The sequence below is a fragment of the Humitalea rosea genome, assembly GCF_003253705.1.
Taxonomy (GTDB): Bacteria; Pseudomonadota; Alphaproteobacteria; order Acetobacterales; family Acetobacteraceae; genus Humitalea; species Humitalea rosea.
Genome location: NZ_QKYU01000019.1, coordinates 52,755 through 75,726 on the forward strand (window position 1 = coordinate 52,755; position 22,972 = coordinate 75,726).

25 protein-coding genes are annotated in these 22,972 nt (G+C 69.2%); 9 read left to right on the top strand and 16 right to left on the bottom strand.

Translation table 11 applies throughout. The features are described from left to right. Positions 1-7: 7 nt before the first annotated feature. The gene (locus C8P66_RS16285; RefSeq protein ID WP_111399339.1) at positions 8-1,219 is read right to left on the bottom strand and encodes an NADP-dependent isocitrate dehydrogenase; all 1,212 of its coding nucleotides are present in this window, start codon (positions 1,217-1,219) and stop codon (positions 8-10) included. 133 nt (positions 1,220-1,352) lie between these two features. Here C8P66_RS16285 and C8P66_RS16290 point away from each other — a divergent pair, with 133 nt between their 5' ends. After that, positions 1,353-2,201, top strand: coding sequence for an MBL fold metallo-hydrolase (locus C8P66_RS16290; RefSeq protein WP_111399340.1), 849 nt, complete (start codon positions 1,353-1,355; stop codon positions 2,199-2,201). 75 nt (positions 2,202-2,276) lie between these two features. After that, on the top strand, positions 2,277-2,471 hold the full coding sequence (locus C8P66_RS16295; RefSeq protein ID WP_111399341.1) for a hypothetical protein: 195 nt from the start codon (positions 2,277-2,279) through the stop codon (positions 2,469-2,471). Positions 2,472-2,483: 12 nt separating this feature from the next. Here the strand turns inward: C8P66_RS16295 and C8P66_RS24135 are convergent, their stop codons facing one another. From C8P66_RS24135 to C8P66_RS16325, 6 genes are read right to left on the bottom strand one after another with little or no spacing between them, the layout of a single operon-like run. Beyond that, a complete protein-coding gene (locus C8P66_RS24135; protein ID WP_111399342.1) occupies positions 2,484-2,879 on the bottom strand; it encodes a RidA family protein in 396 nt (131 codons plus the stop codon). Then, on the bottom strand, positions 2,876-4,468 hold the full coding sequence (locus C8P66_RS24140) for an AMP-binding protein (RefSeq protein WP_211314172.1): 1,593 nt from the start codon (positions 4,466-4,468) through the stop codon (positions 2,876-2,878). The genes C8P66_RS24135 and C8P66_RS24140 overlap by 4 nt, the downstream gene beginning before the upstream one ends. Next, on the bottom strand, positions 4,465-5,616 hold the full coding sequence (locus C8P66_RS16310) for an acyl-CoA dehydrogenase family protein (RefSeq protein ID WP_111399343.1): 1,152 nt from the start codon (positions 5,614-5,616) through the stop codon (positions 4,465-4,467). Before C8P66_RS16310 ends, C8P66_RS24140 begins: the two co-directional genes overlap by 4 nt. Further along, complete coding sequence (locus C8P66_RS16315; protein ID WP_111399344.1) at positions 5,616-6,413, bottom strand: enoyl-CoA hydratase family protein; 798 nt, start codon at positions 6,411-6,413, stop codon at positions 5,616-5,618. Before C8P66_RS16315 ends, C8P66_RS16310 begins: the two co-directional genes overlap by 1 nt. After that, positions 6,410-6,898 (bottom strand): MarR family winged helix-turn-helix transcriptional regulator, encoded by a 489-nt coding sequence (locus C8P66_RS16320; protein WP_211314173.1) that lies wholly within the window; start codon positions 6,896-6,898, stop codon positions 6,410-6,412. The genes C8P66_RS16315 and C8P66_RS16320 overlap by 4 nt, the downstream gene beginning before the upstream one ends. After that, positions 6,895-7,620, bottom strand: coding sequence for an SDR family NAD(P)-dependent oxidoreductase (locus C8P66_RS16325; RefSeq protein ID WP_111399345.1), 726 nt, complete (start codon positions 7,618-7,620; stop codon positions 6,895-6,897). The genes C8P66_RS16320 and C8P66_RS16325 overlap by 4 nt, the downstream gene beginning before the upstream one ends. Before the next feature lie 97 nt (positions 7,621-7,717). Here C8P66_RS16325 and C8P66_RS16330 point away from each other — a divergent pair, with 97 nt between their 5' ends. After that, complete coding sequence (locus tag C8P66_RS16330) at positions 7,718-10,021, top strand: bifunctional salicylyl-CoA 5-hydroxylase/oxidoreductase (RefSeq protein WP_111399346.1); 2,304 nt, start codon at positions 7,718-7,720, stop codon at positions 10,019-10,021. Then, on the top strand, positions 10,018-11,241 hold the full coding sequence (locus tag C8P66_RS16335; protein WP_111399347.1) for an FAD-dependent monooxygenase: 1,224 nt from the start codon (positions 10,018-10,020) through the stop codon (positions 11,239-11,241). Before C8P66_RS16330 ends, C8P66_RS16335 begins: the two co-directional genes overlap by 4 nt. Here C8P66_RS16335 and C8P66_RS16340 read toward each other — a convergent pair. From C8P66_RS16340 to C8P66_RS16370, 7 genes are read right to left on the bottom strand one after another with little or no spacing between them, the layout of a single operon-like run. After that, positions 11,216-11,656 carry a cupin domain-containing protein gene (locus C8P66_RS16340; protein ID WP_111399348.1) on the bottom strand — a complete coding sequence of 147 codons (441 nt, stop codon included), beginning with the start codon at positions 11,654-11,656 and terminating at the stop codon, positions 11,216-11,218. The genes C8P66_RS16335 and C8P66_RS16340 overlap by 26 nt on opposite strands. Positions 11,657-11,675: 19 nt before the next feature. Then, positions 11,676-12,389, bottom strand: a complete 714-nt coding sequence (locus C8P66_RS16345; RefSeq protein WP_111399349.1) for an ABC transporter ATP-binding protein — start codon at positions 12,387-12,389, stop codon at positions 11,676-11,678. Continuing rightward, positions 12,389-13,144: an ABC transporter ATP-binding protein gene (locus C8P66_RS16350; RefSeq protein WP_111399392.1), complete on the bottom strand. Its 756-nt coding sequence runs from the start codon at positions 13,142-13,144 to the stop codon at positions 12,389-12,391. The genes C8P66_RS16345 and C8P66_RS16350 overlap by 1 nt, the downstream gene beginning before the upstream one ends. Next, on the bottom strand, positions 13,137-14,075 hold the full coding sequence (locus C8P66_RS16355; protein WP_245903603.1) for a branched-chain amino acid ABC transporter permease: 939 nt from the start codon (positions 14,073-14,075) through the stop codon (positions 13,137-13,139). Before C8P66_RS16355 ends, C8P66_RS16350 begins: the two co-directional genes overlap by 8 nt. After that, positions 14,072-14,998 carry a branched-chain amino acid ABC transporter permease gene (locus tag C8P66_RS16360; protein ID WP_342768019.1) on the bottom strand — a complete coding sequence of 309 codons (927 nt, stop codon included), beginning with the start codon at positions 14,996-14,998 and terminating at the stop codon, positions 14,072-14,074. Before C8P66_RS16360 ends, C8P66_RS16355 begins: the two co-directional genes overlap by 4 nt. Before the next feature lie 2 nt (positions 14,999-15,000). Beyond that, on the bottom strand, positions 15,001-16,197 hold the full coding sequence (locus tag C8P66_RS16365) for an ABC transporter substrate-binding protein (protein WP_211314174.1): 1,197 nt from the start codon (positions 16,195-16,197) through the stop codon (positions 15,001-15,003). A gap of 40 nt (positions 16,198-16,237) precedes the next feature. Beyond that, positions 16,238-17,047 carry an alpha/beta hydrolase gene (locus C8P66_RS16370; RefSeq protein ID WP_111399350.1) on the bottom strand — a complete coding sequence of 270 codons (810 nt, stop codon included), beginning with the start codon at positions 17,045-17,047 and terminating at the stop codon, positions 16,238-16,240. A gap of 134 nt (positions 17,048-17,181) precedes the next feature. Here C8P66_RS16370 and C8P66_RS16375 point away from each other — a divergent pair, with 134 nt between their 5' ends. Further along, positions 17,182-17,757, top strand: coding sequence for a nucleoside 2-deoxyribosyltransferase (locus C8P66_RS16375; RefSeq protein ID WP_111399351.1), 576 nt, complete (start codon positions 17,182-17,184; stop codon positions 17,755-17,757). A gap of 53 nt (positions 17,758-17,810) precedes the next feature. Continuing rightward, positions 17,811-18,788, top strand: a complete 978-nt coding sequence (locus C8P66_RS16380; RefSeq protein ID WP_111399352.1) for a Bug family tripartite tricarboxylate transporter substrate binding protein — start codon at positions 17,811-17,813, stop codon at positions 18,786-18,788. Positions 18,789-18,792: 4 nt separating this feature from the next. On the opposite strand, the gene C8P66_RS16385 is transcribed toward C8P66_RS16380, so the two are convergent. Next, complete coding sequence (locus C8P66_RS16385) at positions 18,793-19,836, bottom strand: alpha/beta hydrolase (RefSeq protein WP_111399353.1); 1,044 nt, start codon at positions 19,834-19,836, stop codon at positions 18,793-18,795. A gap of 122 nt (positions 19,837-19,958) precedes the next feature. Between C8P66_RS16385 and C8P66_RS16390 the strand changes: the two genes are divergently transcribed. The 3 genes from C8P66_RS16390 (at position 19,959) to C8P66_RS16400 (ending at position 22,640) form a co-directional block, all read left to right on the top strand. Next, on the top strand, positions 19,959-21,359 hold the full coding sequence (locus C8P66_RS16390; RefSeq protein WP_245903605.1) for an MATE family efflux transporter: 1,401 nt from the start codon (positions 19,959-19,961) through the stop codon (positions 21,357-21,359). After that, complete coding sequence (locus C8P66_RS16395; protein WP_111399355.1) at positions 21,356-21,793, top strand: PaaI family thioesterase; 438 nt, start codon at positions 21,356-21,358, stop codon at positions 21,791-21,793. Before C8P66_RS16390 ends, C8P66_RS16395 begins: the two co-directional genes overlap by 4 nt. Positions 21,794-21,857: 64 nt before the next feature. Beyond that, positions 21,858-22,640, top strand: coding sequence for a carbonic anhydrase (locus C8P66_RS16400; protein ID WP_245903607.1), 783 nt, complete (start codon positions 21,858-21,860; stop codon positions 22,638-22,640). Here C8P66_RS16400 and C8P66_RS16405 read toward each other — a convergent pair. After that, positions 22,603-22,944: an enolase C-terminal domain-like protein gene (locus C8P66_RS16405; RefSeq protein WP_245903609.1), complete on the bottom strand. Its 342-nt coding sequence runs from the start codon at positions 22,942-22,944 to the stop codon at positions 22,603-22,605. The two genes, C8P66_RS16400 and C8P66_RS16405, sit on opposite strands and share 38 nt — an antisense overlap. Positions 22,945-22,972 lie beyond the last annotated feature (28 nt).

Here is a 22,972-nt window from a genome sequence, read left to right on the forward strand (position 1 = left end):
CGCTTTTTTAGGCCATCGCTTTTTTCAGGTTTTCGTCGAGCTTGGCGAGGAAATCCTGGGTGGTCAGGAAGGGCTGGTCCTTGCCGATCAGCACGGCCAGGTCCTTCGTCATGAAGCCGCTCTCGACCGTGTCGATGCAGACCTTCTCCAGCGTCTCGGCGAAGCCGGTCACGTCCGGGGTGCCGTCGAACTTGCCGCGATAGGCGAGCCCGCGGGTCCAGGCGAAGATCGAGGCGATCGGGTTGGTGGAGGTCGCCTTCCCCTTCTGGTGCTCGCGGTAGTGGCGGGTGACGGTGCCATGCGCCGCTTCCGACTCGACCGTGTTGCCATCCGGGGAGAGCAGCACCGAGGTCATCAGCCCGAGGCTGCCGAAGCCCTGCGCCACGATGTCGGACTGCACGTCGCCGTCGTAGTTCTTGCAGGCCCAGACGTAGCCGCCGTCCCATTTCAGGGCGGAGGCGACCATGTCGTCGATCAGGCGGTCCTCGTAGGTGATGCCGGCGGCCTTGAATTTTTCCGCGAATTCCGCGTCGTAGACGGCCTTGAAGATGTCCTTGAAGGTGCCGTCATAGGCCTTGAGGATGGTGTTCTTGTGGCTGAAGTACACCGAATAGCCGCGCGCCAGGCCGTAGTTCAGCGAGGCCCGGGCAAAGCCCTCGATCGAGGCGTTGAGGTTGTGCATCCCCATCGCGACGCCGGGGCCCTTGAAGTCGAAGCTGCCGATATCGACCGCGGCGCCGCCCTCGGGCGTGTAGGTCATGCTGACCTTGCCGGCACCGGGGATCTTCATCTCGATCGCGCGGTAGATGTCGCCATAGGCATGGCGGCCGACCACGATCGGCTTGGACCAATGCGGCACCAGGCGCGGCACGTTCTGGCAGATGATCGGCTCGCGGAAGATGGTGCCGTCCAGGATGTTGCGGATGGTGCCGTTCGGCGACCGCCACATCTTCTTCAGGCCGAATTCGGCGACGCGGGCCTCATCGGGGGTGATGGTGGCGCATTTCACGCCGACGCCATACTGCTTGATGGCATTGGCGGCATCGACAGTGACCTGGTCGTCCGTCTGGTCGCGATACTCGATCCCGAGATCGTAATACTTCAGATCCACATCCAGATACGGAAGGATCAGCTTGTCCTTGATGAAGCCCCAGATGATCCGGGTCATTTCATCGCCGTCGAGCTCGACGAGGGGGGTCTTTACAACGATCTTGGCCATGCTGATCCTCGGGGATGGGCGCCCATTGCCCCGCCGGGCGGCGGGCTGGCCGGAAGAAAGCACCCGTGCCGCCTTGCGGCAAGGTTGTGCATGAACACTATGGGACATCAGCCCCTTCCTGGAGCATTCCCCCATGGATCCGAAACCCTGGCGCGTCGGCCCCTTCGACATCCTGCGGATCAGCGACGGCGTCATCGGCCTGCCGACCACCCTCTTTCCCAATGCCGCCGCCGAGCCCGAGGCGACCGCCGCGATGCAGCGGGCCGCGGGCATCACCCCCGGCGATCCGATGCCGACCCCGGTGAATACCTTCGCCTTGCGCGGGCCAGGCGGCGGAATCGTGCTGATCGACGCCGGCACCGGCCCGCACCGGGGCGAGGCGCTGGGCCATGTGCCACGCAACCTGCGCGCGGCCGGGATGGCGCCTGAGGAGGTGGAGACCATCCTCATGACCCATCTGCACGGCGACCACGCCGGCGGCCTGCTGGATGCGGCGCTGGCGCCGGTCTTCGCCAAGGCGCGCATCCTGGTGCCGGCGGCCGAGGTCGCCTTCTGGTCCGATTCGACCCGGACCGCGCGGCTGCCCGCCTATATGGCCGGCACCATCGCCATGGCCGAGCGGGCGCTGAGCCTGCTCGCCGACCGCATCATCCCCTTCGAGCCCGAGGCGCTGCCGGTGCCGGGCATCACCGCCGTGCCGCTGCCGGGGCACACCCCCGGCCACACCGGCTACCGCTTCGGCGAGGGGGCGGGGAGCCTGTTCCTCTGGACCGACATCGTCCATGTCGCGGCCTTCCAATTCGCCCGGCCGGACTGGACCAATGGCTTCGACGCCGATCCGGTGGCCGGCACCGCCATGCGCCAGAAGGTGATGGCCGAGCTTGCGGACTCGGGCGAGACCATCATCGGCATGCATCTGCCGAGCCGTGGCCGGGTGGAGGTGGCGGGCGAGGCCTTCCGCTTCGTGCCGATCGAGGACTGACCCGGGCCATTGCCCCTGGCCGCCGCCGCCCCAGATTCCAGGGGTCCATATTCCAGGGGGCAAGGAGATCAGACCATGATCGGCAAACTTATCCTGACCCAACTCGTGCTGGCCAAGACCGCCATGGCAGGCGCCTTCGCGCTTGGCGCGCTGGCCGGAACCGCGGGCGCGCTCGGCGCGATGGCGCTGTGCCGCGCCGCCGAGGCGAAGCGCAACGCGCCCGCGCATCCCCCGGCCGGGCTGGCCCAGGCCTCCGATCCCGGGCCCTGAGGCCGGAACAGGTCAGGCGGGCAGGATCGCCGTCGCCTCGATCTCCACCCGGGCCGCCGGCTCCACCAAAGCGGTGACGGCGACCAGGCTCATGGCCGGGAAATTCCGCCCCATCACGGCGCGATAGGCCGGCCCGAGGCTGGCGAGGCTGCCGCGGTATTCATCCATGTCCACGACGAACCAGGTCAGCCGCGCGATGTGTTCCGGCCCGCCCCCGGCCTCGGCCAGCACCGCCAGGATGTTGCGCAAGGCCTGGGCGACCTGGGGCACGAAGCCGGCGGCGAAGGCCCCGGCCGCGTCCCAGCCGATCTGGCCGCCGACCAGCACGACGCGCCCGGTGCCGGCCATGCCATTGGAATAGCCGCGCGGGGCCGGCCAGCCGGGCGGTTGCAGGGCTGTGAGGCTCACGAGGCCCCCCGCAGCGCGAAGCGTTGCAGCTTGCCGGTCTCGGTCCGCGGCAGGGCTTCGACGAAGGCGATGGCGCGGGGGTATTTGTAGGGCGCGATTTCCGCCTTCACATGGTCCTGCAACGCCTTGGCGAGCACCACATCGCCGATGAAGCCGGGCCTGAGCACGATGAAGGCCTTGGCGACCATGCCGCGTTCCGGATCGGGGGCGCCGACCACGGCGCATTCGCGCACGGCGGGGTGGGTGAGCAGGGCGACCTCCACCTCCGGCCCCGCGATATTGTAGCCGGCCGAGACGATCATATCGTCGCTGCGCGCCTGGAACTGGAAGTAGCCATCCTCATCCTGGATGTAGGTGTCGCCGGTGAGGTTCCAGCCGTCGCGCACGTAAACCGCCTGGCGCGGATCGGCGAGGTAGCGGCACCCGGTCGGCCCACGCACCGCGAGATGGCCGGGCGTGCCGCGCGGCACCTCGCGCATCGCATCATCGACCACCATCGCCTGATAGCCCGGCACGGGCAGGCCGGTGGCGCCGGGGCGGATGGCCTCGGCGGGGGCGGAGATGAAGATGTGCAGCATCTCGGTGGCGCCGATGCCATCCATCAGGGCCAGGCCGGTCGCCGCCATCCAGGCGTCATAGGTGGGCTTGGGCAGGGTCTCGCCGGCGCTGACGCATTTGCGCAGCGAGGAGAAATCATGCGCCCCGGCCTGCAACGCCATGGCGCGCCAGGCGGTGGGGGCGGTGAAGCAGATGGTCGCACGATGCACCGCGATGGCGGCGGGCAACTCCTCCGGCCCCGCGCGTTCCAGCAGGATCGTGGTGGCGCCGACGCGGAAGGGGAACAGCACCAGCCCGCCAAGCCCGAAGGTGAAGGCCAGCGGCGGCGAGCCGATGAAGCGGTCATCCGGCGTGGGGCGCAGCACCTCGGCCGAATAGGCATCGCAGATCGCGAGCATGTCGCGATGGAAATGCATGGTGCCCTTGGGCTCGCCGGTGGTGCCGGAGGTGAAGCCGATCAGGCAGACGTCATCGGCGGCGGTGTCGCAGGCGGCGAACTCAGGGCTCGCGGCGGCGCAGCGGGATTCCAGATCGCCATTGCCCCAGAAGGCGACATGGGCGGGCGCGGGGCGCGCGCGGTCGAGTTCATCCCGCAGCCGGATGTCGCAGAGCGCATGGGAGATCTCCGCCTTGGCCAGCATCTGGCCGAGTTCCTTCGCGCGCAGCAGCGGCATGGTCGCGACCACGATCCCGCCCGCCTTCAGCACCGCGAAATAGGCCGCGACCATCCAGGCAGTATTGGCCGAGCGCAGCAGCACGCGATTGCCGGGCACCAGTGCCATATCCTGCACCAGCACATTGGCGATGCGGTTCACCCGCTCGGCCAACTGCGTATAGGTGAGGGTTTCACTGGGCGTGATCAGCGCCGGATGGTTGCCGCGGATGAGGTTGCGATCCAGCAATTCCGTCGCGCAATTCAACCGGGTGGGGTAGTGCAGCGCCGGCAGGTCGAAGCGCAGCTCCGGCCATTGCTCGGGTGGCGGCAGATTGTCGCGAGCAAAAGTATCGAGATGTGCGCTGCGTTCCATCATGGCCGATGCCTGTCCCGTTCGGCGCGGGCGATGATCACCCGCTGGATTTCGCTGGCCCCTTCATAGACGCGGAGCGCGCGTACCTCCCTGGTCAGTTCTTCGGCCTTGTGGCCCTTGGTGACGCCGAGCCCGCCATGGATCTGCACCGCGCGATCGGCGGCACGCTGGGCGGTTTCGGTCGCGTAAAGCTTGGCCATCGAGGCCTCGCGGCTGACGCGTGGCGTGCCCTGGTCCTTCAGCCAGGCGGCGCGATAGACGAGCAGGGCCGAGGCCTCCACCTCGGTCGCGGAATCGGCGATGGCGGCCTGGCTCATCTGCTGGTCGAACAGGGGGCCGCCGAAAATTTTCCGGGTGGTCGCGCGTTCGAGGGTCAGGTCCAGCGCGCGCCGGGAAAAACCCAGGGCCGCGGCGCCGACGGTGGCGCGGAACACGTCGAGCGTCGCCATCGCGACCTTGAAGCCATCGCCCGGCGCACCGAGGCGGTTGCTGTCCGGCACGCGCACGTCATCAAAGCCGAGGGTCGCCAGCGGATGCGGGGCGGCGACCTCGATGCGGGCATCGATGGTCAGGCCGGGGCTGTCGGCGGGGACGACGAAGGCGGAGAGGCCACGCGCGCCGGGCGCCTCGCCGCTGCGGGCGAAGACGATGTAATGCCCGGCGATCCCGCCATTGCTGATCCAGGTCTTCTGGCCCGACAGGCGCCAATGCGCGTTGCCGTCACGGGTGGCGGTGGTGGCCAGGGCCGCGACGTCGCTGCCGGCCTCGGGCTCGCTGAGCGCGAAGGCGGCGAGCGAGGTGCCCGCGCGGACCCGCGGCAGATATTCGGCCTTCAGCGCGTCGGAGCCGAACAAGGTGATGCTGCCGGTGCCGAGCCCCGCCATGGCGAAGGCGAAATCCGCGAGCCCGGCGTGGCGGGCCAGAATGTCGCGCGCGATGCACAGCGCGCGCACATCCAGACGACCGTCGGCGGGCACCGCCATGCGCAGCAGCCCGGCCTCGCCCATCGCGCGGGTCAGCGCGATGGTCGCGGCATCGACGTCATCGCCATGTGGGGCGGCGTGTTGCGCGGCAAAGGTCTCGACCTCAGCTGCCCAGTCACGGTGGCGAGGTTCGAAGAAGGGCCAATCGAGGAAATCGTGATCCGGCATCAGTTGTGCTCGAAGATGGGTGCGCGCTTGGCGACGAAGGCATCGCGGGCGCGGCGAAAATCCGCGGTGGTCATGCACAGCGCCTGGGCGACCGCCTCGGCCTCGATCGCCTGCTCGACACCCATGGCCCATTCCAGGCCAAGCATGCGTTTGGTCATGCCATTGGCGAAGCCGGGGCCGGCGGCGATGCGCGCGGCCATGGCGGCGGCGGCGGTTGCCAGATCGCCGGCCGGATGCAGCGCATTGAAGAAACCCCAGGCCAGACCTTCATCCGCCGTCATCGCCCGGCCGAGATACAGCAGCTCCGAAGCCCGCCCCTGGCCGATGATGCGCGGCAGGATCGCACAGGCGCCCATGTCGCAGCCCGCCAGCCCGACGCGGTTGAACAGGAAGGAGGTGCGCGCCGCCGGTGTCGCGATCCGCAGGTCGGAGGCCATGGCGATGATCGCCCCGGCCCCGGCGCAGACGCCGTCGATGGCGGCGATGATCGGCTGCGGGCAGGCGCGCATGGATTTGACCAGCTCGCCGGTCAAGGCGGTGAAGGCCATCAGCCCCTTGGTGTCGCGCTCCAGCAAAGGCGAGATGATGTCGTGCACATCCCCGCCCGAGCAGAAATTGCCGCCGGCGCCGGTGATGACGACACAGCGGAAGCTGTCATCCGTGACCGCCGCGCGGAACACCGCGGCGAGTTCGGCGTAGGAGTCGAAGGTCAGCGGGTTCTTGCGCTCCGGCCGGTCGAGGGTGATCGTCGCGACGCCCTCGGCGATGGCAAGGCGGATATGGCGGGTCTCGATCATGCGGCGGTCTCCGTGGCGTTGCGCGCCGATGTTTTTGTGCGCGCCAGCAGGCGGAACAGCGCGCTGCGCTCGCCGGGCGACAAGCCACCGAGAAGATCGGCGATCCAGCCTTCATGTGCCGCCGATTGTTCGGCAAAGACGGTTCGGCCAACGGATGTCAGCCGCAGCGTCGTCGCGCGGCGATCGGTGGGGGAGGGGTTGCGCTCCACCAGCCCTTCCGCTTCCAGCCGAGCCGAAAGCCCGGTCAGATTGCCATTGCTGACCATCATCCGCCGCGACAATTCCCCTAAGGTCAGCCCATCCGGATGCCGGTCCAACTGCGCCAGCAGGTCGAAGCGCGGCAGGGTCGTGTCGAAGGCGGCGCGCAACCGGCGACGGATCTCGCTCTCGATCATCGTCGTGCAGGTCAGCAACCGCAGCCAGAGGCGCAATTCATCCTTGTGCCCGGCGGGAGCGTCGGCGAGCAGGGTTTCGGCGTCGCTCACGCGGTCTCTCCCCCATCCACGGCAATCGCCTGGCCATTCACGGCGCCGGCCGCCGGGCTGCACAGGAACAGCACCGCCGCCGCGACCTCGGCCGGGGTGACCAGCCGCGCCTGCGGATTGTGGCGGGTCAGGCTGTCCCGTGCCCCGGCTTCCGACCGGCCGGTGCGGGCCATGATGGTCGCGATGCTGTTGGCGACGATGGCGGTATCGGTGAAGCCCGGGCAGACCGCATTCGCCGTCACCCCGCGCCCCGCGCATTCCAGCGCGAGCGCCCGCGTGAGGCCCAGCAACGCATGCTTGGCGGCGGTATAGGCGGAGACATAGGCATAGCCCTTCAGCGCCGCCGTGCTCGCCACGGTCACGATGCGCCCGGATTTCGCGGCCAGCATGGGCGGCAGCACGGCGCGGATGATGCTGATGGCGCCACGCAGATTGGCATCCAGCATCCGCTCCCACAGCGCGTCGTCACTGTTGAGGAAGCTGGCACTCTCGGCGGCGCCGGCCGCATGCACAAGTATGTCGAACTCCGCGAGCAGCGGCAGCGCGCGCACATCGGCGACAATGGCTTCGGCCGCCGCACCCGCGGCGATGGCGGCCTGCAACGGTGCCGCGCGCCGGCCCAGCACGGTGACATGGGCGCCGGCGCCGGTCAGCGCTTCGGCGCAGGCGAGGCCAATGCCCGTTCCTCCGCCGGTGACCAAAGCCCGTTTCGCGCTGAGCACGCCGACCCCCTTGCCGAATGCTTGAAGCCTAAAACATTATCTGGACGCGCCGCAAGCGTCTGCGCCAAACTGCCGCTGTCCGGAGGAGCCCGAGTTCATGCGCATCGCCATCATCGGCGGCGGCCCGGCCGGGCTGTATTTCGCCATTCTGATGAAGCGCGACCGGCCCGATGCCGAGGTCGTGGTGGTCGAGCGCAACCGGGCCGATGACACCTTCGGCTTCGGCGTGGTGTTTTCCGACCAGACCTTGGCGGCCTTCGAGACGGCCGACCCGCCCTCCTACCGCGCCATCACCGATGCCTTCGCCTATTGGGACGACATCGAGATCCACGCCAAGGGCGCCGTGACCCGCATTCCCGGCAATGGCTTCTGCGGCTGTTCGCGGCGGGAACTGCTGATGCTGTTGCAGGACCGGGCGCGCGGTCTCGGTGTCGATCTGCGTTTCCGCGATACGGCTATCCCTGAGGATTTCCCGGGCTTCGACCTGATCGTGGGGGCGGATGGCATCAACAGCGCCATACGCACACGCGATGCGGCGCATTTCCGCCCCCATACCGACCTGCGTCCCAACCGCTTCGCCTGGATGGGCAGCACCCGGCCCTTCGATGCCTTCACCTTCTTCTTCAAGGAAACGCCTTTCGGCATCTTCATCGCGCATTGCTACCAATATGCGCCCGAGGCCAGCACATGGGTCCTGGAGACCGATCCCGAGACCTTCGACCGCGCCGGCCTCGATGTGATGAGCGAGGAGCAAAGCGCGTATTTCCTGGAAGGCATCTTCGCCGAGGAATTGCAGGGCCATCGCCTGACGACCAATCGCAGCCTGTGGCGCCAGTTCCCGATGATCCGCTGCGAGCATTGGGTGAAGGGGAACATCGTCCTGCTCGGCGATGCCAAGGCGACGGCGCATTTCTCCATAGGCAGCGGCACGAAACTCGCCATGGAGGATGCCATCGCCCTGCATGGCGCCATGCTGGCGGGCGGCGATGTCGCGACCTGCCTGCACCGCTTCGAGACGGCGCGGCGCGAGGATGTGGAGAAGACCCAGCACGCGGCGGATGTCTCGCTGGTCTGGTTCGAGCAGGTGAAGCGCTTCTGGCATATGGACGCCACGCGCTTCGCCTTTGGCGTGATGACGCGCAGCAAGTCGATCACCTGGGAGAATCTTGCGCTGCGTGCGCCGGACTTCGTGCGCGAGGTGCAGGACGCCTTCGGCCCGGGCGGCCATGCGCCGATGTTCCAGCCGTTCTCTCTGCGCGGGATGACGGTGCCGAACCGCGTCGTGGTCTCGTCGATGTGCCAGTACAGCGCGCAGGATGGCCTGCCCGGCGATTGGCACCTGATGCATTATGGCGCCCGCGCGGTCGGTGGCGCCGGGCTGCTCTTTACCGAGATGACCTGTCCCTCGGCCGATGCACGGATCACCCATGGCTGCGCCGGGCTGTGGAATGACGCGCAGCAGGCGCAATGGACCCGCATCGTCGATTTTTGTCATACCCATTCCCAGGCGCGCATCGCGCTGCAACTTGGCCATGCCGGCCGGAAGGGTGCGACGAAGCTGATGTGGGACGGCATGGACCGGCCGCTGGAGCAGGGCGCATGGCCGATCCTCGCAGCCTCGGCGATCCCCTATTACCCCGACAGCCAGATACCGCGCGCGATGACGCGGGAGGATATGGATCGCATCACCGGAGACTTCGTCGCGGCGACGCGGCGCGGCATCGCCTGTGGCTTCGACATGCTGGAACTGCATTGTGCCCATGGCTATCTGCTGGCGTCGCTCCTCTCGCCGCTGACCAATCATCGTGATGACGACTATGGCGGCAGCATCGAGAACCGCCTGCGCTACCCGCTGGAGGTCTTCGCCGCCATGCGCGCGGAATGGCCGCGGGAGCGGCCGATGTCGGTCCGCATCAGCGCGACGGATTGGGCCGATGGCGGCATCACCGATGCGGAGACACTGGCCATCGCCCGCGCCTTCGCCGCCGCAGGCGTCGATCTGATGGATGTCTCCACGGGGCAGACCGTCGCGGATGCGGCACCGCTCTACGGGCGGATGTTCCAGGTGCCCTGGGCCGATATGATCCGCAACGAGGCCGGCATCGCCACCATGTGCGTGGGCTCCATCACCTCGGCGGATCAGGTGAACACCATCCTGGCGGCAGGGCGGGCCGATCTGGTGGCGCTGGCGCGGCCACACTTGGCTGATCCTGCCTTCACCTTGCATGCGGCGGCGCAATATGGCGAGAAGGCGGTGACGGTGCCCCCGCCCTATGAATACGGGCGGCAGGCGCTGTTCCGCACCGTGGCGCGCGAGCAGGAGGATCTGATGGCCCTCAAACGCAAGGCGCGGCCCAAGCCGTCACTGCCGACCTTCGCGCGGCCGAGGGCCGCCGAGTGACCGTGCTCATCGCCGGCGGCGGCATCGGCGGGCTGACGCTCGCGCTCTCGCTGCAGGACCGCGGCATCCCCTGCCTGGTGCTGGAGGCGGCGGCCGAGGTTCGTCCGCTCGGCGTCGGCATCAATACTTTGCCACATGCCATCAGGGAACTTGCAGCACTCGGGCTGCTGCCGGCGCTGGATGCCTGCGCGATCCGCACGCGCGAATTGCGCTACCTCAACCGCTTCGGCCAGAGCATCTGGACCGAGCCGCGCGGACTGCACGCCGGCCACGACATGCCGCAGTTCAGCATCCATCGCGGGCATTTGCAGGCACTGCTCTGGCAGGCGGCGCGCGTGCGGCTGGGCGATGCGCTGATGCCCGCCGCGCGCCTCGCCGGCTTCACCCAGGATGAGGGGGGCGTCACCGCGCATCTCGCCGACGGGCGGGCGCTGCGCGGCGATCTCCTGGTCGGCGCCGATGGCATCCACTCGACCATCCGCCGCGCGCTGCACCCCGATGATGGCGGCCTGCGCTGGAACGGCATCCAGATGTGGCGGGGGGCGTTGGACTGGCCGGCCTATGAGGGTGGCGACACCATGGCGATCGCCGGCGACATGGCCGAGAAGCTGGTGCTCTACCCGATCGCCGCGGGCTCCAGCCCCGAACATCGTTTGACCAACTGGGTTGTCTGCGTGCGGCAGGGTGATGGCAGCGCGCCGCCGCCGCGCCGCGAGGACTGGTCGCGCCCTGGCGTGCTGGAGGAATTGCTCCCCCACGTCCGGCGCTTTCGCCTGCCCTTCCTCGATGTGGAGGCGCTGGTGCGGGCCACGCCGGAATTTTTCGAATACCCGATGTGCGACCGCGATCCGCTGCCGTGGTGGACGCAGGGCCGCGTGACCCTGCTCGGCGATGCCGCGCATCCGATGTATCCGGTCGGCTCCAATGGCGCCTCGCAGGCGATCCTGGATGCACGGGCGCTGGCGGCGCTGCTGGCGGAACAGCCGGCGCCCGTGGCGCTTGCCGCCTATGACGCCGCGCGCCGCCCGGCCACGGCCGCCATCGTCGCCGCCAATCGCAAGGGCGGGCCGGAGCGCGTCGTCGATCTCGTCAGCGAACGCGCCCCGGATGGTTTTGCACGCCTCGAAGACGTCGCGACGCGCGAGGAACTCGCCGCCATCGCGGGCGGTTATGCGGCGATGGCGGGGTTTGCCGTCAGCCGGGCGGCGGCAGGAAGTTGACCTCATGCAGCGCCGAGAGGCGCATGACCTCGGCCGGGTCCGGCACGTCATGGATGGCACGGAACAAATCCATCAGCCGCCGTGCCGGGCTGACCCAGAAGAAGGCCCGCGCCGGGGCGCCGCTTTCGTTGAAGTAGCCATGCATGATGCCGCGTGGCATCCGCACCAGGTCGCCGGGCCTGGCGATGTGTTCCTGCCCGTCGAGCACCAGCTTCCAGGTGCCTTCCAGCATCAGGATGTATTCATCCTGGGTGGGGTGGATATGCGGCGGCACGAAGGTGCCGGGCGGGCTCAGCGCCTCGAAGGCGAAGGCGTCGTCCGTCGCCTGCTTGGGGTAGTAGGTCTGGCCCAGGATGTTCCAGACGGTGCCGTCCAGCCCGGTGCCGGCGCGGGTGATGCCTGCGGTTTCGGCCATGTCTTGCTCTCCCTTTACGTTACAGATGCAGATAGGTCTCGCGCAATGCCGGGTCGGATTCCAGCTCGGCGCTGGTGCCGGTCCAGACGCTGCGGCCTTTCTCGACCACGACATGCCGGTCGGCCAGACGCAGCACGGCGCCGAGGTTCTTGTCGATCAGCAATATCGCCTGGCCCTCGGCCTTCAGTTGCGCGAGCACCGCCCATATCTCGGCGCGGATGATGGGGGCCAGCCCCTCGGTCGCCTCATCGAGGATCAACAGCCGCGGATTGGTCATCAGCGCGCGGCCGATCGCCAGCATCTGCTGCTCGCCGCCCGAGAGTTTTCCTCCCGAGTTGCGGCGGCGTTCGCGCAGGCGGGGGAAAAGGTCGTAGATGCCATCAAGCGTCCATCGCCCGCGGCCATCGCGGTCGGCGGCAGTGGCGATCAGGTTTTCCTCGACATTCAAGGTCGGGAAGATCTGGCGACCCTCCGGCACCAGGCCCAGGCCGCGTTGCGCCACGCGATGCGGCGGCTGGCCCAGCAGGCTGTCGCCCGCGAAGCTCGCGGCCCCGCCCCAGATGCGGCCGCCGACGCTGGGCAGCAGCCCCATGATGGCGCGGACCGTCGTCGTCTTGCCCATGCCGTTGCGGCCGAGCAGGGTCACGACCTCACCGGCGCCGATCGCAAGATCGATCCCGGCCAGCGCCTGGGACTGGCCATAGCCGGCGGTCAGGGCTTCCAGCACCAGCATCACGCGAGCTCATCCTCGCCAAGATAGGCGGCGCGCACGGCGGCATCGGCGCGGATCTCGGCGACGGTGCCGGTCGCGATCAGCCGGCCGTAGACCAGCACGGAGACGCGGTCGGCCAGGGCAAAGACCGCCTGCATGTCGTGCTCGATCAGCAGGATCGCATACTGCTGTTTCAGGCGCAGCAGGATCTCGATCAGCCGCGTGGTTTCCTCCGGCCCCGCGCCGGCCAGCGGCTCGTCCAGCAGCAGCAGACGCGGTTCGGTGGCGAGCGCGATGGCCAGTTCCAACTGCCGCTTCTCGCCATGGCTCAGGCTGCCGGCGGGGAGTGCCGCACGGGTGCCGAGGCCCACGGCCTCCAAGGCCGCCAGCGCGGGGCCGTTCAACGCGGCCTCGCCCGCCACCGGGCGGCAGAAGCGGAAGGAGGAGCCATGCCGCGCCTGCACCGCCAGCGCGGCATTCTCCAGCACCGAAAACCCGGGCAGGATGCTGGTGATCTGGAAGGAGCGCGCGAGGCCCCGCCGCGCGCGCGCCGCCATCGACAGATGCGTCACATCCTCGCCACCGAAGATGACGCGGCCCGCGTCCAGCAAAAGCCGCCCGGTGATCTCGTTGATCAGCGTGGTCTTGCCCGCGCCATTCGGGCCGATGACGGCGTGGATCTCGCCCGGCACCACATCCAGCGAGACGCCATCGGTGACGCGCAGCCCGCCGAAGGATTTCTGCAAGTCCCGCAGTTCGAGCAATGGCTCAGCCACGGCCAATCCCTCGCAGGCTCGCGGGCAGCCCCACCAGCCCGCCGCGCAGGAACAGCACCGACAGGATCAGCAGCGGGCCGAACACCAGGCGCCAATGCTCGCCGAGCAGATGCGGCAGCCATTCCTCCAGCCCCATGAAGACCAGCGCGCCGATCATCGCGCCATGCAGCCCGCCAAGCCCGCCGAGGATGACCATGAACAGCAATTCGCCGGAGCGCTGCCAGGAGAGGTAGCTGGGCGCGATGAACTCGGCCGAATTGGCCAGCAGCACCCCGGCCAGCCCGCCGAGCGCGCCCGCGATGACATAGGCGACCAGCCGATAGGGATAGGGCGAGAAGCCCACCGCCTGCACCCGCAGCTCATTCTCCCGCGCCGCGCGCAGCACGCGGCCGAAGCGCGAGGCGAGCAGCAGCCGGCACAGCCCCCAGGTGAAGGTCAGCGCGCCGAGGCAGACGTAGTGGAACGCCAGCCGGTTCTCCAGCAGCCTGGTGCCGAAGACCTCGGTGCGGCCGTAGAGGGTGTAGCCGTCATCGCCGCCATAGGCCGAGAGCGAGGCCGCGGTGAAATAGGCCATCTGCCCGAAGGCCAAAGTGATCATGATAAAATGCACGCCGCTGGTCCGGATCGCGATCACGCCTGTCAGCAGGGCGAACCCCGCCGCCGCCAGCATCGCCACCGGCAGCACGATGGCCATCGAGGTGATGCCCGCGTCATCGAGCACCACCACCGCATAGGCGCCGAAGCCGAGCATCGCCGCATGCCCGAGCGAGGCCAGTCCCGCACCGCCCACCAGCAGCGCCAGCGACACCGCGCCGATGCCGAAGATCATGCTGCGCGCGAGCAAGGTCAGCTGGTGGCCCTCGCCGAAGCCGATGAAGGGGGCCATGGCCAGCAACAGCAGGAAGGCTATCGCCGGCAGGTCGCGCCTCACGCCGCGCGTACCGGGAACAGCCCCGCTGGGCGCACCGCCAGGATCGCCGCCATGGCGATGTAGATCAGCATGGAGGCCAGCGCCGCCCCGGTCTGCCGCGCCGAGGAGGGGTCCATGAACAGCCGCATCAGATCCGGCATCAAGGATTTGCCGAGCGTCTCGATCAGCCCGACCATCAGCGCCGCGAGGAAGGCGCCGCGAATGCTGCCGATGCCGCCGATGACGATGACGACGAAGGCGAGGATCAGCAGATTGTCGCCCATCCCCGGCTCCACCGACAGGATCGGCGCGGCCATCACCCCGGCAAAACCCGCGAGCATCGCACCGAAGCCGAAGACGCCCATGAACAGCCGGCGGATATCGACGCCGAGGGCCGCGACCATCGGCGCATTCGTCGCCCCCGCGCGCACCAGCATGCCGACCTTGGTGCGCTCCACCACCAGCCAGAGCAGCCCGGCTGTCGCGAGGCCAGCGCCGAGGATGGCGATGCGATAGATCGGGTATTGCAGCCCGGGCATGATCTCGAACCCGCCCGACAGCAGCGCCGGCATCGGCACCTGCAAGGGGGCGGAGCCCCAGAGTGCCTTCACCCCTTCGTTCAGGAACAGGATCACGCCGAAGGTCGCCAGCACCTGCGACAGATGGTCGCGATCATACAAATGCCGAAACACCAGCCATTCCAACAGGAGTCCGAAGGCGAGCGCGCTCGGCAAGGCGAACAGCAGCGCCAGCCAGAACGATCCCGTCAGGCTGGCGAAGAAGGCTGCCAGATAGGCGCCCAGCATGTACTGGACGCCATGGGCGAGGTTGATGAAATCCATCACCCCGAACACCAGGGTCAGGCCGGCCGCGACCAGGAACAGCAATATCCCCAGTTGCAGGCCGTTCAGCCCCTGCAGCAGCAGCAGCAGCATGGTGCTCATGCTCAGCGCATGCGGCACTCGGCGGCATAGGGATCGACGTCATTCTCCAGCACCTTCTTGACCGTCGCGGTCTGGAACTTGCCGTCGGCGCGCTTCTCCACCTTGCAGAGCCAGAAATCCTGCACCGGGTAGTGGTTGGTGCCGAACTTGAAGTTGCCGCGCAGGCTGTTGAAATCAGCCGCCTGGATGGCGGCGCGGAAGGCGTCCTTGTCGGTGAGGCTGCCGCGCACCTTGCCCACGGCGGAGTTCAGCAGCATCGCCGCATCATAGGATTGCGCGGCATAGGAGGCGGGGATGTAGTTGAACTGGCCTTCGAAGTCGTGAACGAAGCGGCGGTTCTGCTCATTGTCCATGTTCGGCGCCCAGACGGAGGCGGCGAGGAAGCCCTCGGCGGCCTCGCCCTGCGCCGGCAGCGTGCTTTCATCGACGGTGAAGGTGGACAGGAACGGGATATTCGCCAGCCCCGCCTGCCGGTACTGCCGCACCAGATTCACGCCCAGACCACCCGGCATGAAGGTGAAGATCGCATCCGGCCGGCTCGCGGCGATCTTCGCCAGCTCCGGCGAGAAGTCGAGCTGGGTCAGCGGCACGTAGACCTCGTCCACGACCTCGCCCTTGAAGCGGGACTTGAAGCCCGCGACGGCATCGCGCCCGGCCTGGTAGTTCGGCGTCATCACGAAGACGCGGCGATAGCCCGCATCCTGCGCCGCCTGGCCCATCACCGAATGGACCTGGTCGTTGTTGTAGGAGGTGGTGAAGAAGTTCGGGTTGCAGCCACGCCCCGCGAAGGTCGAGGGCCCGGCGTTGGTGCCGATGAGGAAGGTGCCGTTCTCGGTGATGGGGCGCATCACCGCCGCCAGCACGTTGCTGAACACCACGCCGACCATGACATCGACCTTGTCGCGTTCCAGCGCCGCGCGGACCTTGGTCACCGCGACATCGGGGCGCAACTCGTCGTCGATCACGAGGCTTTCGGTGACGACGCCGCCAAGCTTGTTGTCCAGATGCTTCATGCCCAGCATCCAGCCATCGCGCAGATGCGTGCCGAGGGCGGCGGCCGGCCCGGTCAGCACGGCGATGACGCCGATCTTCAGCCCGGCCGTGGCTTGGGCATGCACCGCCGGCATGGCGAGGCCGGTCGCGGCAAGGCCGGTCGCGCCCGCGAGCACGGCACGACGTCCAAAGAACATCTGATCCATATCCCAGTCTCCCATTTGAAACTATTTTAAGCCTAAAACATCACGACGCCGCAAGCGCTTCCGCCATGCTCGCCGCGCGGGCGACCAGCGGATGCGCGGGGTCGCTGAAGGGGGCGGTGACGGTGAAATGATCGGCGCCCGGGATCGCCTCCCAACTGCCATGCCAGGCGGCCGCGAACTCCCGCGTCTGGCGCAGGAATTCGCTGCTTTCGGCACCCCCCACCACCGCATGGCAGGCGACATGCGGCGAGGGCAGGAAGCGCGGCGACAGATCATGGGCGGTCGCCGCATCCAGATGCAGCGCGGTCGCGATGCTGGTGGTGAGCAGCGGCTCCAGTTCGAACACGCCGGAGACCGGCAGGATGGCGGGGACCAGCAGGCCGGGCAGGCCGAACTGGCTCCAATCCGTCGCCGCCAGCATCGCCGCCAGATGCCCGCCCGCCGAATGCCCCATGACCAGCAGCGGCCGCCCGTGGCGGGCGTGGAGGTAGCCCATGGCCGCGCGCATCTCCGCCAGGATGCCGACGAGCGTGGTCTGCGGGCAGAGCGTGTAGGAGGGCACCGCCACCGCCACGCCCCGCAAATTCAGCCCCCGCGCGCAATGGCTGGAGGTGGAGCGATCCAGCGCCTGCCAGTAGCCGCCATGGATCCAGACGGCGATCGGGGCGTCCTCGCCCGCATCGGGCCAGAACAGGTCCAGCGCCTGTCGTGGCTCGGTGCCATAGGCGAGGTTCAGCTCCGCCCTTGGGCATTCGGCACGCCAGGCGGCGGCATCGCGCGCCCAGGCGGCGATATGGGCGGGGTGCTCCGGCACGCGGGCGCGGTTGTTGTATTCGGCTTCGAGGTCCATGGCCGCATTCGGCCCTGCGGCGGGCGCCGCGTCAAAGACCCCTGCGGCGGACGCCGCGTCAAAGGCCCTTCGCGAGGGGCTGCGGCAAAGTCATACATGGCAACTTCTCACCCCCTTGGGGCACTCTGTCGCCGATGCGAATCTATTTGGCCGGCCCTGACGTCTTCCTGCCCGATCCCGGGGCGGCCGCGGCCGCGAAGAAGGCGCTGTGCGTCGCCTATGGCGCGATCGGCATCTTCCCGACCGATCCCTGGCCGCCCTCCGACCCGCTGGCGCTGGCGCAGCCACGGTCGCGGGCCATGTCCATCTATGCGCGGAACGAGGCGCATCTGCGCGATTGCGATGCGCTGATCGCCAATCTGACCCCGTTCCGCGGCCCCAGCGCCGATGCCGGCACGGTCTATGAGCTGGGCTTCATGCGGGCGTTGCAGCGGCCGGTGCTGGGCTATTCCAATGTCGCCCGCCGCTTCACCGACCGTACCCTGCGCAGCCTGGGCGATTCGGCGCGGCAGCGGCCGGATGGAGTATGGGAAGACGCCGACCACATGTCGCTGGAGGATTTCGACCTCCACGACAATCTGATGATCGATGGCGGCATCGCGCTGTCGGGCGGTGCGCTGATCGTGCGCGACGTCTCCCCCGAGCAGCGCTTCACTGACCTGATCGGCTTTGAGGCCTGCCTCGCGCATTTAATGAGCGGGGCCGCCTAGACGGCTGGTTTGGGTTGCGGCAGCGTTCGCGCAACGAAATCCGGAGGAACTCTATGTCGTCCCGCCGCGGCCTGTTGGCTGCTTCTCTTGGCGCGCCTTTTGTCTCGCTGCCCGCATTGGCCCAGGGCCAGCCCTATCCCTCCCGCGCTGTCTCCCTCCTCGTCGGCTTCGCGCCGGGTGGCGGCACCGACATCATCGCGCGCTTCCTGCAGCCGTCGCTCCAGACGATGTTCGGCCAGGCGGTCCTCATCGACAACCGGGCCGGCGCCTCGGGCACGCTGGCCGCCGCGGCGAATGCGCGGGCCCGGCCGGATGGCTACACGATGCTGATGACGACGGTCAGCGCCTCGGCCGTGGTGCCGCCGCAGATGAAGCCGGTGCCCTTCGACATTCTGACCGACCAGACCGCCGTGGTGCTGGCCGGCACCGTGCCGCTGGTGGCGGTGGTGCCGCTGGACAGCCCGGTGCGGGACCTTGCGGGCTTCATCGCCCATGCCAAGGCCAACCCGGGCAAGCTCAACTACTCATCCTCCGGTGTCGCGACGCAGCAGCATCTGGCGGCCGCGCTGCTCGGCGTCTCGGCCGGGCTGGATATGACGCATGTGCCGTTCCGCGGCACCGGCCAGGCGGTGAACGAGGTGCTGGCCGGGCGCATCGACCTCGCCATCGACACGCTGCCGACCTATCTGCCGCATCTGCGCGCGGGCCGGGTGCGCGCGATCGCCACCACCCTGCCGGAACGGGTGGAGTGGCTGCCGGATGTGCCGACCATCGCCGAATCCGGCTTCCCCGGCTTCGATGCCAGCGTCTGGTACATGATCATGGGCCCGCCGGGCCTGCCCGAGCCGATCGCGGCGCGCTGGGTCGCGGCGGTCAACACCGCCTTGCAGGAGCCGGTGCTGCGCCAGCGCATCCGGGATTCCGGCTTCCTGCCCGGCGGCGGCACCCAGGCGGATGCCGCCGCACTGCTGCGGCGGGATGCGGCGCGTTACGCCGCCCTGATCCGCGATGCGGATATCCGCATCGAGTAGCGGCTCAGGCCGCGATCGCTTCCTCCAGGAAGACCTGCACCGTCTGGAACAAGGCCCCGCGGTTGCGTTCCATGACGATGCTGTGGGTGCCCTCGGCCAGCATCACGAGGCGCTTGCCGGGGCTGGCCGTCAGCAGCGGGAACAGCGTCACCGCCAGTTCCGGCGGCGTGTCGCGGTCCCATTCCGCGACCGTCAGCAGCACCGGCATGGTGAGCTTGGCGGGGTCGTAATAGGGCTTTCCGGCCAGCCAGAACTCGCGGCTGTCCTGCAGCACGCCATTGGGGGCGCGCAATTCCTGCGGCACCTTGCGATTGCCCTCGGGGTCGGTCGCGAAGGTGGAATCGGCCCAATGCTCGAACCAGCCGGCGGGGATCAGGCTCGCCCGCTTGGCCTCGGGCACGCCGGTCATCCAGCGCGCGCGCGCCTGGGCCCGGGTGACGCTGCGATAGGCCGCAATCGGCCCCTCCGGGGCCGCGACCAGCGAAGGCTGGGTCCGCAGCCATTGCGGCGCGTAGAGCACCAGCCGCTCGACCAGCTCCGGATGCTCGGTCGCGAAGCGCGCCTGCAGGCTGGTGCCCCAGGACCAGCCGATATGCACGATCTTCGGCACCCCGCGCTTCTCGCGGATATAGGCGGCGGCCGCGGCGATATCGGCCACCGCGTCATCCCCACGCACGAGCGGCGGATTGGCCTCGGGCGGCTGGTTCATCTCGGGCGGGCGGGTGCTGCGGCCATAGCCGCGCAGATCGACGCACCAGACGTCGAAGCCGCGACCGGCCATGTAATCCATCCAGGACAACCCCCCGAGCCGGAGGTCGAAGGCGGTATGCGCCGGGTAGGTCGCGCCGTGGCAGATCAGGATGGTCCGGTCCGGCCGGGCGGCCGTCGCCGCCTCCGGCCGCTTGTTCCGCAGATACAGCTCGATCCCGGGCGCGCCGCCGGGGACCAGGAATTCCTCCATCACCACGCCCGCGGGCTGCGCCTGGGCGGGGAGGGCCAATAGGGCAGGGGCGACCATGGGGGCGGCAAGCAGGCTCCGGCGTTGCATCTGGTGTCTCCCGGGGAGTGTTTGGCGGCAGCCTAGACCCGGGAGCGGCCAAACCGCCACCCGCCCCCCTGCCCCGGAGGCCCGGATGCGCTACACGGCGCGGCATGAACCCGCGCGCCTCCTTGCCCAATCCGACCCCGGGGGCGGAGGTGCTGGCCACCCTCTCCCTCGCCTGGCCGCTGGTGCTGACCAACCTGTCGCAGATGGCGATGACGGTGACCGACGCGCTGGTGCTGGGGCATCATTCCGCCGAGGCGCTGGCGGCGGCGACGCTCGGCGCCAACCTCTATTGGGCGCTGCTGGCGCCGGGATTCGGGCTTGCCCTGGCGGCGGCGCCCTTGCTCGCGCAGTTGCGGGGCCGGGGGCTGCGGCCACTGCGCGGCCGGCGCGGGGCGGTGCATGCGACGACGCTTGCCGTGCTGCTGGCGGTGCTGCCCGCCTGGGCGGTGCTGTGGCACACGGCCCCGGTGCTGCGGCTGCTGGGGCAGACGCCGGCGCTGGCCGATCTCGCCCAGGTCTATATCCGGCCCATGATGTGGGGGCTGCTGCCCTTCTGCCTGTTCATCGTGCTGCGCGGCCTGCTGGCGGCGGAGGAGCGGCCGCGCGCGGCGCTGTTCGTCGCGGTCGGCGGCATCCTCGCGAATGCGGTGTTCTGCTGGGGGCTGGTGTTCGGGCGCCTCGGGATGCCGGCGCTGGGCGTGGAGGGGGCGGGGATCGCCTCCAGCCTCGCGAATGGGTTGATGCTGCTGGGCCTTTGGGCGGCGGTCGCGCGGGACCGGCGGCTGCGGCGGCTGCGGCTGTTCCGCCCGCTGCGCCACGATGACCCGCCCTTCGCCGGGCTGCGGCGGGTGCTGCGGCTGGGGCTGCCGATCTCGGGCGCCATGGTGTTGGAGATCGGGGTCTTCTCCGGTGCCGCCTTCGTCATCGGCGGCTTCGGCCCGGCCGCGATCGCGGCCCATGCCGTCACGGTGCAGGTCGCCAGCATGACCTTCATGGTCCCCATGGGCATCGGCCAGGCGGCGACCGCCCGCGTCGGCATCGCCATCGGCGGCTTCCGCGTCGCGGCCGCGCGGCGGGCGGGCTGGGTCGCGATGGCGTTGTGCGCCGGCTTCATGGCCATGATGGCGGTGGTGCTGCTGAGCCAACCCGCGCGCCTCGCCGGGCTGTTCCTGTCGCCGGATGATCCGGTCGCGCCCTCCGTCCTGGCCCTGGCGGTGCCGATGCTGATGGCCGCGGGGGCGTTCCAGCTGGCCGATGGCGTGCAGGTCGCGGCGGCCGGGGCGCTGCGCGGGCTGGGCGATACGCGGGTGCCGATGCTGCTGGCGGGCCTCGGTTATTGGGGCATCGGCCTGCCGGGGGCCTGGGTGCTGGCGCATCCGCTCGGCCTCGGCCCGCCGGGCATCTGGATCGGGCTGGCGCTGGGGCTGGGGACGGTGGCGGTGCTGATGGCGCTGCGCTGGCAGCGCCTCGCACGACACGGTGGCTTGACGCCGGCCCGGGGTTTGCGACCTTCGCGCGCATGAGCATTTGGAAAAAGCCGGCCGATCCGGACGCCGTCAACGCCCGCATGGAGAATACCCTCTCCGCGCTCCTTGGCATTCGCATCACCGAATTCGGCCCCGATTGGGTGAAGGCCGAGATGCCGGTGGATGCGCGGCATGTGCAGCCGCACCGCATCCTGCACGGCGGCTGTTCGGTGGTGCTGTCGGAGACCATCGGCAGCATGGCCTGCTACCAGACGCTGGGCGAGGGCAGGATCTGCGTCGGGCTCGAGATCAACGCCAACCACATCGCCTCGGTGCCCGAGGGCGAGACCGTCACCGCGATCTGCCGCGCCCTGCACATCGGGCGCAGCACCCAGATCTGGCAGACGGAGATCTTCCGCGCCGATGGCAAGCTCGCCTGCATCTCGCGCCTGACCTGTGCCGTGCTGGACCGGCGGGTGGCGCGGGCCTGAGGTTTGGCACGGCGTCTTTCCGGTTTCTTTCACAAACTCTGTGACGCTGTGCCCGACGTGCGGGATGGGCGAGCGGCAGATGGATGATGTGATGCGGCAGGGCGGATGCGCGTGCTGTGACGGTGCGCCGCATGCTGGGCCCAGGCCCGGCCGCCGTGGCCTGGCCATCGGCGCCCTGACCATCGGCGCCCTGGCCTGTGCCGCCGTGGCGCTGCCCTTGGCGCCGGCGGTAGGCCGGGTGCCGGCGACCACCCTCACCCCCGACCGGGCGCTGGCCCGGATGCAGGCGGGCAATGCCGCCTGGCGCCGCGACACCCCGATGCCGGCGAGCATGGGGCGCGACCGCCGCGAGGTCCTCGCCGGCGGGCAGGCGCCCTATTGCGTGATCCTGGGCTGCTCCGACAGCCGCGTGCCGCCGGAACTGCTGTTCGGCGCCGGGCTCGGCGATCTCTTCATCATCCGCAACGCGGGCAATACCGTGGACACCGCCGCCCTCGGCAGCATCGAATATGGCGTGGGGGTGCTGGGCTGCCCGCTGGTCGTGGTGCTCGGCCATGAGGGCTGCGGCGCGGTGGCGGCGGCGGTGGAGGTGGTGGAGCACAACGCCTCCTACGAAGGCGTGATCGGCGACATGATCCTGCCGATCATCCCCGCCGTCCTGGCCGCGCGCGATGCCCCGGGCGCGTTGCTCGATGCCGCGGTCATCGGCAACGCTCGGCGGACCGCCGGCCGGCTGCACCGGCAAAGCCCGCTGCTGGAGGAGGCCATGCGCGGTGGGCGGCTGAAGATCATGGCCGCGCGCTACGACCTCAACGAAGGCAATGTCGCCTGGTTCGAGACGGTCTGAATGACGCGACCTCGATCGCCGCCCAATCCCAGGCGATGCCATTGCCCGGCGCGTCGGAGGGGGTGGCAACGCCCTCGGCCACCACCACGCGGCTGGTGGCGATGTCGTCGAGTTGGGGGATGTGTTCCAGCCAGGCGCCGTTGGGCACCGCCGCGACCAGGGGCAGGTGAAGCTCCATCAGGAAATGCGGCGCGACGGGGATGTTGAAGGCCCCGGCCATGTGCGCGACCTTCAGCCAGGGCGTGATGCCGCCGATCCGCGCCACATCCACCTGGGCGAGGCTGGCCCGCAGGATTTTCGCCATTTGCGTTTCTTCCCTTGGCCGTTGCACC

What these genes read in the sequence shown, in the direction of transcription:
- C8P66_RS16285 (WP_111399339.1), bottom strand. Translation starts at nt 1,219, where the DNA reads ATGGCCAAGATCGTTGTAAAGACCCCCCTCGTCGAGCTCGACGGCGAT.
- C8P66_RS16290 (WP_111399340.1), top strand. Translation starts at nt 1,353, where the DNA reads ATGGATCCGAAACCCTGGCGCGTCGGCCCCTTCGACATCCTGCGGATC.
- C8P66_RS16295 (WP_111399341.1), top strand. Translation starts at nt 2,277, where the DNA reads ATGATCGGCAAACTTATCCTGACCCAACTCGTGCTGGCCAAGACCGCC.
- C8P66_RS24140 (WP_211314172.1), bottom strand. Translation starts at nt 4,468, where the DNA reads ATGATGGAACGCAGCGCACATCTCGATACTTTTGCTCGCGACAATCTG.
- C8P66_RS16310 (WP_111399343.1), bottom strand. Translation starts at nt 5,616, where the DNA reads ATGCCGGATCACGATTTCCTCGATTGGCCCTTCTTCGAACCTCGCCAC.
- C8P66_RS16315 (WP_111399344.1), bottom strand. Translation starts at nt 6,413, where the DNA reads ATGATCGAGACCCGCCATATCCGCCTTGCCATCGCCGAGGGCGTCGCG.
- C8P66_RS16330 (WP_111399346.1), top strand. Translation starts at nt 7,718, where the DNA reads ATGCGCATCGCCATCATCGGCGGCGGCCCGGCCGGGCTGTATTTCGCC.
- C8P66_RS16340 (WP_111399348.1), bottom strand. Translation starts at nt 11,656, where the DNA reads ATGGCCGAAACCGCAGGCATCACCCGCGCCGGCACCGGGCTGGACGGC.
- C8P66_RS16345 (WP_111399349.1), bottom strand. Translation starts at nt 12,389, where the DNA reads ATGCTGGTGCTGGAAGCCCTGACCGCCGGCTATGGCCAGTCCCAGGCG.
- C8P66_RS16360 (WP_342768019.1), bottom strand. Translation starts at nt 14,998, where the DNA reads ATGAGCACCATGCTGCTGCTGCTGCTGCAGGGGCTGAACGGCCTGCAA.
- C8P66_RS16365 (WP_211314174.1), bottom strand. Translation starts at nt 16,197, where the DNA reads ATGGATCAGATGTTCTTTGGACGTCGTGCCGTGCTCGCGGGCGCGACC.
- C8P66_RS16370 (WP_111399350.1), bottom strand. Translation starts at nt 17,047, where the DNA reads ATGGACCTCGAAGCCGAATACAACAACCGCGCCCGCGTGCCGGAGCAC.
- C8P66_RS16375 (WP_111399351.1), top strand. Translation starts at nt 17,182, where the DNA reads ATGCGAATCTATTTGGCCGGCCCTGACGTCTTCCTGCCCGATCCCGGG.
- C8P66_RS16380 (WP_111399352.1), top strand. Translation starts at nt 17,811, where the DNA reads ATGTCGTCCCGCCGCGGCCTGTTGGCTGCTTCTCTTGGCGCGCCTTTT.
- C8P66_RS16385 (WP_111399353.1), bottom strand. Translation starts at nt 19,836, where the DNA reads ATGCAACGCCGGAGCCTGCTTGCCGCCCCCATGGTCGCCCCTGCCCTA.
- C8P66_RS16395 (WP_111399355.1), top strand. Translation starts at nt 21,356, where the DNA reads ATGAGCATTTGGAAAAAGCCGGCCGATCCGGACGCCGTCAACGCCCGC.
- C8P66_RS16400 (WP_245903607.1), top strand. Translation starts at nt 21,858, where the DNA reads ATGGGCGAGCGGCAGATGGATGATGTGATGCGGCAGGGCGGATGCGCG.
- C8P66_RS16405 (WP_245903609.1), bottom strand. Translation starts at nt 22,944, where the DNA reads ATGGCGAAAATCCTGCGGGCCAGCCTCGCCCAGGTGGATGTGGCGCGG.